Annotated in this window: 11 protein-coding genes; 1 reads left to right on the forward strand and 10 read right to left on the reverse strand. The window is 60.8% G+C overall.

Translation table 11 applies throughout. The features are described from left to right. Positions 1 to 42: 42 nt before the first annotated feature. The 5 genes from CAL20_RS21075 to CAL20_RS21095 are packed head-to-tail and all read right to left on the reverse strand — an operon-like array spanning position 43 to position 6,159. Positions 43 to 1,344 carry a four-carbon acid sugar kinase family protein gene (locus CAL20_RS21075; RefSeq protein WP_094838901.1) on the reverse strand — a complete coding sequence of 434 codons (1,302 nt, stop codon included), beginning with the start codon at positions 1,342 to 1,344 and terminating at the stop codon, positions 43 to 45. Then, complete coding sequence (locus CAL20_RS21080; protein ID WP_094838902.1) at positions 1,341 to 2,615, reverse strand: ribulose-bisphosphate carboxylase large subunit family protein; 1,275 nt, start codon at positions 2,613 to 2,615, stop codon at positions 1,341 to 1,343. Before CAL20_RS21080 ends, CAL20_RS21075 begins: the two co-directional genes overlap by 4 nt. Continuing rightward, a complete protein-coding gene (locus tag CAL20_RS21085; RefSeq protein ID WP_094823030.1) occupies positions 2,612 to 3,151 on the reverse strand; it encodes a VOC family protein in 540 nt (179 codons plus the stop codon). The genes CAL20_RS21080 and CAL20_RS21085 overlap by 4 nt, the downstream gene beginning before the upstream one ends. 45 nt (positions 3,152 to 3,196) lie before the next feature. Beyond that, positions 3,197 to 5,128, reverse strand: a complete 1,932-nt coding sequence (locus CAL20_RS21090) for a TRAP transporter large permease (protein ID WP_094838903.1) — start codon at positions 5,126 to 5,128, stop codon at positions 3,197 to 3,199. Next, on the reverse strand, positions 5,128 to 6,159 hold the full coding sequence (locus tag CAL20_RS21095) for a TRAP transporter substrate-binding protein (protein WP_094823032.1): 1,032 nt from the start codon (positions 6,157 to 6,159) through the stop codon (positions 5,128 to 5,130). The genes CAL20_RS21090 and CAL20_RS21095 overlap by 1 nt, the downstream gene beginning before the upstream one ends. A gap of 260 nt (positions 6,160 to 6,419) precedes the next feature. On the opposite strand from CAL20_RS21095, the gene CAL20_RS21105 reads away from it, so the two are divergent. Beyond that, complete coding sequence (locus tag CAL20_RS21105) at positions 6,420 to 7,478, forward strand: LacI family DNA-binding transcriptional regulator (protein WP_094838904.1); 1,059 nt, start codon at positions 6,420 to 6,422, stop codon at positions 7,476 to 7,478. Positions 7,479 to 7,610: 132 nt separating this feature from the next. On the opposite strand, the gene CAL20_RS21110 is transcribed toward CAL20_RS21105, so the two are convergent. The 5 genes from CAL20_RS21110 to CAL20_RS21130 all read right to left on the reverse strand — a co-directional run bounded on the left by CAL20_RS21110 (position 7,611) and on the right by CAL20_RS21130 (position 11,657). After that, positions 7,611 to 8,540, reverse strand: coding sequence for a LysR family transcriptional regulator (locus tag CAL20_RS21110; RefSeq protein WP_179266719.1), 930 nt, complete (start codon positions 8,538 to 8,540; stop codon positions 7,611 to 7,613). A 59-nt stretch (positions 8,541 to 8,599) separates the two neighbouring features. After that, the gene (locus tag CAL20_RS21115; RefSeq protein ID WP_094838906.1) at positions 8,600 to 9,334 is read right to left on the reverse strand and encodes an amino acid ABC transporter ATP-binding protein; all 735 of its coding nucleotides are present in this window, start codon (positions 9,332 to 9,334) and stop codon (positions 8,600 to 8,602) included. Positions 9,335 to 9,352: 18 nt separating this feature from the next. Next, a complete protein-coding gene (locus CAL20_RS21120; protein WP_094838907.1) occupies positions 9,353 to 10,042 on the reverse strand; it encodes an amino acid ABC transporter permease in 690 nt (229 codons plus the stop codon). Beyond that, complete coding sequence (locus CAL20_RS21125; protein ID WP_094838908.1) at positions 10,035 to 10,724, reverse strand: amino acid ABC transporter permease; 690 nt, start codon at positions 10,722 to 10,724, stop codon at positions 10,035 to 10,037. Before CAL20_RS21125 ends, CAL20_RS21120 begins: the two co-directional genes overlap by 8 nt. A 114-nt stretch (positions 10,725 to 10,838) precedes the next feature. After that, the gene (locus CAL20_RS21130; RefSeq protein ID WP_094838909.1) at positions 10,839 to 11,657 is read right to left on the reverse strand and encodes an ABC transporter substrate-binding protein; all 819 of its coding nucleotides are present in this window, start codon (positions 11,655 to 11,657) and stop codon (positions 10,839 to 10,841) included. Positions 11,658 to 11,680 lie beyond the last annotated feature (23 nt).

The following is an 11,680-nucleotide window of genomic DNA, read 5'->3' on the forward strand; positions in this document are numbered from 1 at the left end:
GCGCGCGCCATAGGAGTCATGGGCACGTGACCGGCAAACGGGTCACGCGCCCGCCAGGAACCGTTCGAACAGATCTTCCGTGCCCATTTGCCCGCCTTTGAGCATGACCTCCATGCCCTCGAATTCAGGCACGTCGCTGTGCAAGCGACATAGCGCCACGCCTGGCTGGACACGGGCGATGTGGGACAGGCCCCATGCATCGAGAGCCTGCATTGCAAGGCTGGAGCTGTCGCCACCTGCTACGCCCAGACGCTTTACAGGCGCACGGCGCAACACCGCATCCAGCAAGCGGCCGCCCGCAGTGGCCAGGGCCTGGCTTTGTACGCCGGCGGTCCGCTGGCCGTGAGCATTGTCCATCCAGGCCAGGACATGCTGGCCTTCGCGCAGCAGGTTGGCGAGTTCGGCCACGACGGCGGCTTGATAAACGGCGTCCTCACTGGCCAGCCGCAGCGGGTCCAAACGGATCTTTCGATACGAGGTGGCAGCCTGGACTTGTCTGGCCGTCATGGGCGATAAGCTGCCTGCCAATAACAGCACGGGCCCTTGCGCGGCAGCAAAAGAATCGTGCGCGGTATGTTGCCCGGCACCGCCCCATTGCGTCCCGAGGGCTTCGACCACACTGCTGGCGCCAACCGCCAACAAGGACTCAGTCGCAGAGGCCTGCGCCAACACGGTGCCGATGGCCGTCAGATGTTGAGGTTCTGCGACATCGAACAGCATCGCATCAGCGCCGTTATCCCATGCGGAGAACAGACGGGCAGCGATGGCATCGACGCCTTGCGCATACGTGCGCATGTCCACGCTCTCTACGCGCCCGGCTCCCAACGTTGCGAAATGACGCCGCAGATCAGCCTCATGCATGGGCGTGACAGGATGCTGGCTCATCGTCGGGTGACGGTCAATGCGATAAACCTCGCCATCCGCTGCCGCGTAGAGCTGCCCAAACACGCAATAGCGGCCCAGGCTGGGCTGGCCGCCGATGATGAACGGCTTGCTCTGATCGACGGCCTGACCCAATGTTTCCATGGCGACGGCGATGTTGCCGACAGCCGAGGCGCTATCGAACGTCGAGCACACTTTGTAGTGCACGACACGCGGCTTTAGCGTTTGGAAAAACTCGGCGACCGGCTGCAGTTCCGCACGCATGGCATCCGGCGCCATTGCACGCGTAGCGCCCGCGATGCCTAGGCAATCCAGTGGACCGACGCGTTGCAGTTGCGCCGCAGTCGGCACACCAAAGAACAACAGACTGCGTAACCCCATCCGCGTCGCCGTCGCCAGCGCGTCGGTAGCCCCCGTGAAATCATCGCCGTAATACGCCAGGCGAGGCGAGATGACGCTCATTTTGATCCGAAGAACGCCAGGGCTCTGGCGAGTTCGGGAGCCTGGCGCGCATAGTCCGCCAGGTCCTCGCCCGCACGCACGGCCTGCCAGGCCTGACGAATGCTCGTCACACCCGCAGCGGGGCCGTCGGGATGCGCCAGGATGCCGCCGCCTGCCATGAACAACAAGTCATCGCGTCCAATCGCAGCCCAGGTCGCCGGCACGGTGCCTGCCCACTGCCCCGAAGAAAACGCCGGCATCACGACATCGTCTTGCTTCAATCGCTCTGCCAACGGGGTATAGCTATCGCGCGCGCCCGAGATGACCTCCTCGTCCGCCTGCGAGAATTTTCCCTGCAAGCCGTGCACATGCATGTGATCGACGCCCGCCAGACGCCACAGCGTCTGATAAGCCTGATAGCCTATGCCCAGCAACGGATGCCGCGACAAGGCGCCAAATCCATTGCGATGGCCATGCAGTGCCAATGGCGTATGACGACGCAGGCTTTGAATAGCGGAATACCCGCAGGCATTCAAACTCGCCATCACGCAGGTGCCGCCCTCGCGCTCGACCAGATCGGCGTGACGGCGCATCGCATCGGTTTCGTCGGTGATGTTGAACGCCACCATGACTTTCTTGCCAGTGCGCTCGGCATGCTCGCGCACGACCCGCATCACGGCCGGCACGCGTTGCGCCAATGGCGCATGCTCCGGGTCCGCACAAACCTCATCATCCTTGATGAAATCGACGCCTGCCGCGCACAACTGCGCAACCAGCTCCGCAATCTGCGGCGCAGTCAGCCCCACGTTGGGCTTGATGATCGTACCGACCAGCGCGCCTTGCGGCACGCCAGTTGCACGGCGCGTACCGGCAATGCCAACACGCGGAAAATCGAACCGCTCTCGATACGAGGCCGGGACATGCAGTGTCTCCAGCCGCAGGCCGGTGACCTCGCCCAAGTCATACAGATTGCCCGCGACCGTACTGGCCAGTGTGGGCAGGTTGGCGCCGATATTCGCCGGAGGAAAGGCGATATCGATACGCGCGCGCCGCCACGGCCCCGGCTGACGGCGACGCTCCAGCCACGCATTGGGCAGACTGGGCGCATCGACCTCGTCCAGCATCTGCACCGACGTGACAGTCGCGCGAGCACGCGCGCGCAGATCGTCCGTCTCGCCCGCGACACGCGTAAACGTGCCGCTGGACTGTTCGCCCGCCATCACCTCGGCAACCGCCGCGGGATCCAGCGGTGTCTCGATGACGTAGCTGGCCAGGATGCGGTCACCGCTCATTGGGCCCCCAGATTGGGAAACGGACGCACGGGATCGCTACCATCCCAGCCATCCGCAGCCTCGCGGATCTGTTGGAACATGCGGCCTTTGGGGCCGGCGACTTCAGACAGCTCGATCACCGTGCCCGGATGGTATTCGGTGTCGAAGTAAATAAAGCGGCCGCGCTCACCGACCTCGCCGCTCATCTTGGGCTTGAAGCCCTGGCGCAGCAGGCGTTCCAGATCGGCGTCGTAGTCTTCCGTCCAGTATGCGACGTGCTGCAGACCGGTGCGGCCGGCTTGCAGAAAATCACGATACATCGACGGCACGTCGTTACGCGTCTGGATCAACTCTACCTGCACAAAACCCGAGTTCGCCAGGGCCACAGAGTTATGCGGCTCGTACGGCTTGCCATCGTAGTGGTAATTCACAATGGGCACGCGCGGGTTGTAATACCAGGGGCCGACGCCCAGCGTCTTGCTCCAGTACTCCATAGCGGCCTCGATGTCAGGCACCACATAGCCCAACTGGCGGATCTGGCCGAGGAATCGGCTCATGACAATGCTCCCGTGCGAAATTGCGAAAGAAAGAAATGATCGGATTTACAGAAAACCGATAGAAATCCAGGGGATTGCGGCCACGAGCACCAGGCCCACCAACAGCGCTGCCATATAGCCCCAGATCGGCCCGATCCCTTCGTTGGGATCGACTTTGCCCACCGCGCAGGCCCCGTAATAGCCCACGCCGAACGGCGGAGCGAACAGGCCCACGCCCATGGCCAAGATGACCACCATGGCGTACTGGACCTCATGGATTCCCAGTTCGCGTGCGATCGGGAACATCAACGGCCCGAACAGCACGATGGCCGGAATGCCCTCCAGAACGCTGCCCAGGACGATGAACGCCACCAGCGACACCGCCATGAAAGTGAATTTTCCGCCTGGCAGATTGCCCATCGCCAACGCCAGATCATGCGCAAAACCCGATTGCGTCAACGCCCAGGCCATCGCCGTGGCACAGCCGATGATGAACAGAATCGCGCCCGACAACGTTGCCGTTTCGATCAATATGCCCGGCAAGCGCCTGAAATCAAACTGGCGGTACAGCAGCAATCCGGCGACCACCGCGTAAGCGATGCCGATCGTCGATACCTCGGTCGCCGTCGCGACGCCTTCGACCACGGCGGCACGAATAACAAATGGCAGCGCCAACGCAGGCAGTGCGACGACGAATGTCTTGCCGATCAGTTTGCGAGACGCGCGCGGCACGGCGCTCAAGTCCTCATGGCGATAACGCCACCACACAATCACGCACAGCGCCAGACCCAGTACCAGTCCAGGCAACAACCCGCCCGTAAACAAAGCCGCGATCGATACGCCAGTGACAGAGCCAATCGTGATCAACACAATCGACGGAGGGATGGTTTCCGTCTGCGCACCCGTGGTCGACAACAGCGCGATCAAATCGCCTGGCTTGGCGCCACGCTTTTTCATTTCGGGCAACAACACCGGCGCGATAGCGGCCATATCGGCGGTTTTGGAACCCGAGATTCCCGACACCAGATACATGCCGCCAATCAGCACATAGTTCAATCCGCCCCGCACATGGCCGAGCAGGCTCGACAGGAACTGCACCATTGCACGCGCCATGCCGGTCATTTCGATCAGCATGCCGAGCAGTACAAAGAGCGGCACCGCCAGCAGGATAAGGTGGGACATACCCTCGTCCAGACGGCCCACCATCACCACCATCGGAGTGCGTGTCGTCAAGGCGAGAAACCCGAATGTCGCCAGCGCAAAAGAGAACGCGATCGGCACACCGGCAAAGACGCAAAAACCCACCACGCCGGCAAAGAAGATCAACAGATTCAACTTGCCCAAGGTCATCAACCATGGCCCTGCCAGCCAGAACACCGTCGCGATCGCCACTGCCGCCACGACAGCAGGAACGACTTGCTTGGTGTGCTCCGTGCGCAATAAACGTACGATGCAAACGAGCAGCATCAGCAACGTGCCGGTAGGCAGCGCACTGGCACGCCACGCGTTGCTGATCTCCATCGCCGGCGTGACGATGATCATTTCTTCGACGGCGTATTCCCACGCATGCGGCATCAGCAAGACGAGAAAGACCAACGAGGCAGCCAACGCGAATACTTCCAGAAACGCGCGCTTTCCGGGACTGCATTTGCTGACCAGCGCCGTCATGCGCATGTGCGCGCCACGGCGCAGCGCAATCACAGCGCCCAGCATCGACAGCCACAGGAACATGATCGACGCGAGCTCGTCGGTCCACACGATGGGCTCGTGCAACACATAACGGGCCACGACGCCCGACAGCAACACGACGACCTCGAGCACAACCAGCAAGGCCGCCGGCCACTCGGACACGACGCCCAAAGCGCTATCCAGCCAGGCCAATAGACCATTGCCTCGCCGCACAGAGGCCGGCGCGGCAGCCACTCCGGCGGCCGCAATCGGTGTTGCCGCTGGGGGATTTACGCCCCATACGGCCTTAGTATCGTGGCCCGCTTGCATCAGGACACCTTGCCGACGGAGGCTTCCAACAACGCCCATGCCTCATCACCGAACTTCTTCTTCCACTCGGCGTAGAAGCCGGCTTTACGCAATTGCTCACGGAAACTGTCGGCCTCAGTAGTGTTGAACACCATGCCTTTTGCAGCCAGGTCGGCTTGCAAGGTCTGGTTCAATTGCGCCAGGTCGGCGCGCTGCTGCAAGCCCGCGTCGTTGAATGCGTTGGTGTAAATCGCCTTCAGATCGTCGGGCAGACCACGCCAGGCACGGCCGTTGATCACGAGATGGTAACCATCCCAGCTATGGTTGGTCAGCGAGCAATACTTCTGCACTTCGTACAGTTTTGCCGTCTGCAGAATAACCAAGGGGTTTTCCTGGGCATCCACGACCTTGGTCTGCAAGGCGGAATAGACTTCGCTGAACTGCAGGCTGGTAGGAGCGGCTTGCAGCGCCTTGAACATCGAAATCGCCATCGGACTCACCGGCACGCGGATCTTGATGCCATCCAGATCGGCCGCCGTTTTGATGGGGCCGGCGCTGCTGGTCATCTGGCGGAATCCGTTGTCCCACATCTTGTCCAGCGTGTGCAGGCCGACCTTGGCAAAGGCAGCGCGCACGTGATTGCCGAGTTGACCGTCAACGGTCTTCCAGACATCCTGATCATTGGCGAAGGCAAACCCCATGGCCGTGATGGCGCTGATCGGCGTCAGGGTAGCAATGACCATCGTGCCCGCGTTGAACATCTCGATGCCGCCGCTGCGCACCTGCGCCAGCATATCGGTGTCGCCGCCCAACTGGTTGTTGGGGAACACGCGGACTTCCAGACGGCCGTTGCTTTCCTTGGCGATGCGGGCGGCGGCTTCCTGAGAGCGGATGTTCAGCGGATGACTGACCGGCAAGTTGTTGCCGTACTTGAATACGTATTCTGCCTGTGCGCTGCTGGCCAGGCGCGGCATGCTGACCATGGCCGCCAGCGGCAAGCCCGCCAGGGTACGCAACGCGCTGCGGCGCGTGAAAGACCTGTTATTCGTCATGACACTGTCTCCTGTGTACAAGCTTGCCGGCGTTACCGACGATGTTGGAAATCTCCAGACCGGCTGTCCCGCGGCGGGGCCGGCGCCATTTATGTTCGTTATCTACGAGTGCGCGCTCTGCGGCGCCGCTATCGATAGGGTCGTAAGAATAGAAGCCCGCCTGCAAAATCCCAAGCACATTTTTTGATGGGTTTTGAGGTACTCATCAAGAATGCGTGTAAGGTATACCCCCTGTGTCCAGGCAGAAACGGAGAAACCCGGTGCCGCAGGCTTTACCCACCGTGATTGATATTGCGCGACTGGCGGGCGTATCCCCCGCCACGGTCGATCGCGCCCTGCATCATCGACCTGGCGTACGCCAGGCGACCCTGCAACGTGTTCTGAAGGCCGCCGCAGAGCTTAAATACCTGCCTCAGGCAGAGCTCTATGCCGCCATGGCGCCACCGCCCATGCGCTTGCTCTTTGTGCTGCCCAGCCGCAGCAGCCGGTTTTTGTGGATGCTGGGGGAATGGGTCAAGCATTCGCACGAACACTGGGCGCCTTTCAACGTCAATTGCCGCGTAGCGCCCGTCGAGAGCTTCGATCCCGATGCTCTGACCCGTTTGTTGCTGCGCCGCGGCAAACAAAGCGACGGCGTCGCGTTTATGGCGCTCGAACACCCAAAGGTCCGCGAGGCAGTCGCGGAGTTAAGCGATCGGGGCATTCCCTGTGTCACGCTGGTTTCCGATCTGTCACACTCCAAACGCAGCGCCTACGTGGGTCTAGACAATCGCGCTGCGGGGCGCACGGCCGCCCATTTGATCGGGCGTTTTCTGAGTCCGGCGCAGGGCTCGGCCGGCAGCCCTCAGCGCCGCGCCAAAGTGGCGCTGATCGCCGGGTCGCTGAACTATCGCGCGCACGAGGAACGCGAGGCCGGGTTCCTGCATTTGTTCGCCGAGCAATATCCCGAGATGCGCGTCGTGGGGCTGCGCGAGGGCTATGACGATGCACAGCTGAACTATCGGCAGACGCAGGCGCTCTTGAAAGAGCATCCCGACCTGGCGGCCATCTACAACATCGGCAGCGGGGCCGAAGGCATAGGCCAGGCCCTGAAAGAAGCCGGCCGCCAACACGAAATCGTATTCATCGGCCATGGCCTGACCCCGGAAACGCGAGCGCTATTGATAGATGGCAGCATGGATGCGGTGATCAACCAGAGTCCGTTGACCACGATCCTGAACAGCATCCGGATTTTTACGAATCTGCGCGATCATCGCAGTGTATTGTCGGGTGTGGAGGCCACGCGTACGGATGTGATTTTCAGAGAGAATTTGCCCTAGAAACGGGAATGGCCAGGACAGCCTCCGATCCTGGTGCACCCGCATGTGCCGAGGCTAGAACGCAATCCACCCTCAGAGCGGGACGTATGCCAGGAGGGGCGCACACATGGGCACAACGGCAGCGAGAGCCCCTCAGCCCTCGCGCTGCGGCACATGCGGCAAGAAAGCCCCCGCCACCTCGAACGCGCATTCCCGCCGGGCGATGTCAATCACCGTCGCTACGACCGGATTGACCAGGCTTTTCTTGTATACCGCATAGTAATTGATGGTCGGCAAATCCGGCTGCACATCGAGTTGCCGCAACATGCCGCGCTCGACCAAGGGCGCAAAATACGCACCCGGCAGATAACTGATCCCCAGACCAAGCATCGTCAGCTGCGCCATCATGCCCAGACTGTTGCATGTCAACACGCGCTTCATCGACAGGCCCTGTTCCGCAAACCACGCATCGTACAAATGCGACAAAGCAGAGTTCGTCGGCTGGGAAATCACCGGATAGGGCGCCAGATCATGCGGCGTCAGCGGCGAGGCCGCCGCAATGTCCAACTGTGGGCTGGCCATCCAGACATTCGTCACCGCACCCAGGTGAACGCAATCGTACTGATAGCTCCAGAATGGGCCCGGCATAATGGCCAGGTCCAACTGGTCCCGCTCAAGGCGTTCATACAGGGTGATCCCGCCATCGATCTCGGGCATGAGCTGCACACGCGGATAGTGTTGCGTGATCTGGCTGATCAGCCGGGCCAGCCACGTCATGCCGACCAACTCAGTGACGCCCAAACGCACGACACCCTCGACGCTGGCGGTATCCGCCATACTTTGCACAATACGGCTGTTCAACTCCAGCATCTCGCTGGCCAGATCGAACAGCCGGCGGCCATGCTGCGTGAGCGATAGCCGCTTCGCGCGCCGCTCAAATAGAGGTGCGCCTGTGAACGACTCGAGCTCCCCCACCCGCTTGGCCACAGCCGACTGGGTAGTGTGCAGCTTTTTGGACGATGCGCTGAAGCTGCCAAGCTGCGCGCTCCAATAGAACGCCTCGAGTTGCTTCAGGGTATACATTGCAGTGGGAGCCAGGTATCGGGAAACCGACACCTTACCACCCACCTCGGGCGGCGTGCTCATCCGCGCGGATGCAAAATATCGCTGAGAAAGCGCTGCGCGCGCGGATGTTTCGGCGCGCTGAAGAACTGTTCCGGCGTTCCGCTCTCCAGGATCTCTCCGGCGTCCATGAAAATCACACGATCGCAGACATCACGGGCAAAGCCCATTTCGTGCGTCACGCACACCATGGTCATGCCGTCTTTGGCCAGCGATTTCATCACCTGCAGGACTTCGCCGACCATTTCCGGATCCAGCGCGCTGGTGGGTTCGTCGAACAACATCACCGGTGGTTGCAGCGCCAGCGCGCGGGCAATCGCCACACGCTGCTGCTGTCCGCCAGAGAGCGCGCCCGGATAGGCATCGATCTTGTGCGCCAGACCGACACGCTCCAACAACGCGTGCGCCAGTTCAGCTGCTTGCTTGCGCGGGCGTTTCTGGATATTCACGGGTGCAAACACCACGTTATCCAGCACGCTCATGTGCGGAAACAGATTGAACTGTTGGAACACGAAACCGATCTTTTGACGCAACTGATTGAGGTTGAGCCCCTTGGCATACACATCCTGGCCATCGACGCGGATGGTGCCCTTTTCGATGGGCTCCAATCGATTGACTGTACGGATCAGCGTCGACTTGCCAGAGCCGGACGGCCCGCATACGACCACAACCTCGCCGCGCGCCACCTCCAGGTCGACGTCTTTCAGCACATGGTGTGCGCCGTACCACTTGTTCACTTTTTCGAGCTTAATCATGAAAACGCCTTCAATACGTTAGGCCATCGCGCGTGCGCGACGCACTCGCCGGTCGAACCAATTCACACCGCGGCTCAGGCTGAAACACACCAGGAAGTACATGATCGCCAGAATGCCGAACACCTGCAGCGGCTTGGTCAGGACCAGGTTGTTCACCTGATTGGCCGCAAAGGTCAACTCATTCACGCTGATCACATAACCGAGCGAAGTCTCCTTGATGGTCGAGACAAATTGGCTCGTCATGCTGGGCAGGACGTTCACCAGTGCCTGAGGCAAGACGACCTTGCGCATCGTGGTCCAGTAGCCTACGCCCAGGGAACGGGATGCTTCGGTCTGCCCACGCGGGATCGCCTCGATTCCCGAACGCACGACCTCGGAGAGATATGCGCTCTCGTATAGCACCAGCGCACACAGCAGCGTCCAGAAACCGCTGACGACTTCGCCAGTCAATTTCGGAATGACAAAATAGGCCCAGAAAATCAGCATCAGCAGCGGCATGCCGCGCACCACGTTGACCAGCACGGCGCTGATGCGGCGCAGCCAGGCAAACGGGCTGACACGCGCCAACGCGATCAGCAGCGCCAACGGCAACGAAGCCGCCAAACCGCACACTGCGAGAATCAACGTCAGGGCCAACCCACCCAGCGGTCCGTTCGGATATTGCCCGACGAGAAACATCGGCCAATATTGTGCAATCACCTCAAGCATGCCGGCTCCTGCGGCCCGGCACGTAGCGGGCGTAAATATGTGAACCAATGAACATGATGCAGAACGAACCCAACAGATACATCGCCGTCGCGATCCCGAAGGTCGTAAACGTGCGATAGGTTTCGTTCTCGATCTCACGAGCCTGATAGGTCAGTTCGACCACGCCGATCGCCATCGCCACACTGGTGTTCTTGAACAGCAGCAGCGCACGCCCGATCAACGGTGGAATCGCTGCACGCAGGGCTTGCGGCACGATCACGAACCGCATGCACTGCAGATAGCTGCAGCCCAGCGCCCGCGCCGACTCGAACTGCGTGCCCGGTATAGAACGCAAACCGCTGCGGATGTCTTCGGCAATGTAGGCTGCCGACCCCAGCGCCAGGGCGATGGCCGCCAGCGACAACTCGGCGTTATGCTCATACAGCCAATCGCGGAATCCCTCAGGCAATAATTCCGGCATACCGAAATACCAGAACAGCACCTGCACCAGCAGCGGCACGTTGCGGTGATATTCGACATAGGCATCGACGAACCAGCGGCATGGGGCCCAGTCGGTAGTCCGGATCACCACCAGCAGCACGGCGATCGTAAACGCCATCACCCAGGCAACCAGGAACAACTGCACGGTGATCAGCATGCCATCGAGCAATTGATGTAGATAAATCGGTTCGAGAAAATCCATAAAACACTCTCTCAATGGAGTGCCAAGCGATCCATGAAGGGACCACATGGCGCTCGCATGGACGCAGGCGCGGGCCGCACATGATGTGCGGCCCGCTCATTGCAAAACGGCGGATCAGCCTGCGATGGGGCCGATCTTGAAATCGCGTTTGAGCTTGTACGGCGTTTCCGGCCCGAACCATTTATCGAACAGCTTGGCAGCTTCGCCCGAGGCCTCGGCGTCGTTCAGTGCCTGATTCACCGCCTCCAGCAAACGCGTCTCGGATTTTTTGATGCCGAGACCCCACGATTCGCTGAACACCGGTTTTTCGATCACACGCACCGGCGATGTCGGCGGGCTCTGCAGGACCAGGCGCGCCAACACCAATTCCGACGCAAACTGCGCATCGACTTTCTTTTGCTGCAAAGCCAGGTACGCGGCCGAGCTATCGCTAAAGCCCAGGACTTTGGATTTCTCCATGATGCGCTTGATCTCGCGTTCCGAACTGGAACCCTTGGTCGCGGCGATGCGGCGGCCATTGACAGACTCAATCGTGTCGTAGTCCGAGTCGGCGCGGACCAACAGTTTTTGCGGGCTGACGTAATAGGCGTTGCTGAAAGCAATCTGTTCAGCGCGCTCAGGGGAATAACCCAGATTGGCCGCCAGGATATCGACTCGGCCCTCGCTCAGCTCGGGCACGCGTGCGGCAACCGACAACAGCTTGTATTGCACCTTCACGCCCAGCTTGTCGGCGACCAGCTTGCAGACATCCACGTCGTAGCCGACCAGTTGACGCGTCGAGACGTCCTGGAAACTGAACGGCTGCGACGTGCCCAACGTACCGCACAAGAGCTCGCCCTTGGCCTTGATATCGTCGAGCTGATCGGCCTGTGCCGAGACGCCGGCCAGGGTAGCGCATGCCAGGCATGCGGCCATAATGGTTTTACGTATCATCGATTGCCCCTTTTGGTCATTTA

The organism is Bordetella genomosp. 4 (assembly GCF_002261185.1).
Lineage (GTDB): Bacteria > Pseudomonadota > Gammaproteobacteria > Burkholderiales > Burkholderiaceae_B > Bordetella_A.

Excerpts from the sequence above, each read along its gene's own strand:
- CAL20_RS21075 (WP_094838901.1), bottom strand. The coding sequence starts at position 1,344 with ATGAGCGTCATCTCGCCTCGCCTGGCGTATTACGGCGATGATTTCACG.
- CAL20_RS21080 (WP_094838902.1), bottom strand. The coding sequence starts at position 2,615 with ATGAGCGGTGACCGCATCCTGGCCAGCTACGTCATCGAGACACCGCTG.
- CAL20_RS21085 (WP_094823030.1), bottom strand. The coding sequence starts at position 3,151 with ATGAGCCGATTCCTCGGCCAGATCCGCCAGTTGGGCTATGTGGTGCCT.
- CAL20_RS21090 (WP_094838903.1), bottom strand. The coding sequence starts at position 5,128 with ATGCAAGCGGGCCACGATACTAAGGCCGTATGGGGCGTAAATCCCCCA.
- CAL20_RS21095 (WP_094823032.1), bottom strand. The coding sequence starts at position 6,159 with ATGACGAATAACAGGTCTTTCACGCGCCGCAGCGCGTTGCGTACCCTG.
- CAL20_RS21110 (WP_179266719.1), bottom strand. The coding sequence starts at position 8,540 with ATGTATACCCTGAAGCAACTCGAGGCGTTCTATTGGAGCGCGCAGCTT.
- CAL20_RS21115 (WP_094838906.1), bottom strand. The coding sequence starts at position 9,334 with ATGATTAAGCTCGAAAAAGTGAACAAGTGGTACGGCGCACACCATGTG.
- CAL20_RS21120 (WP_094838907.1), bottom strand. The coding sequence starts at position 10,042 with ATGCTTGAGGTGATTGCACAATATTGGCCGATGTTTCTCGTCGGGCAA.
- CAL20_RS21125 (WP_094838908.1), bottom strand. The coding sequence starts at position 10,724 with ATGGATTTTCTCGAACCGATTTATCTACATCAATTGCTCGATGGCATG.
- CAL20_RS21130 (WP_094838909.1), bottom strand. The coding sequence starts at position 11,657 with ATGATACGTAAAACCATTATGGCCGCATGCCTGGCATGCGCTACCCTG.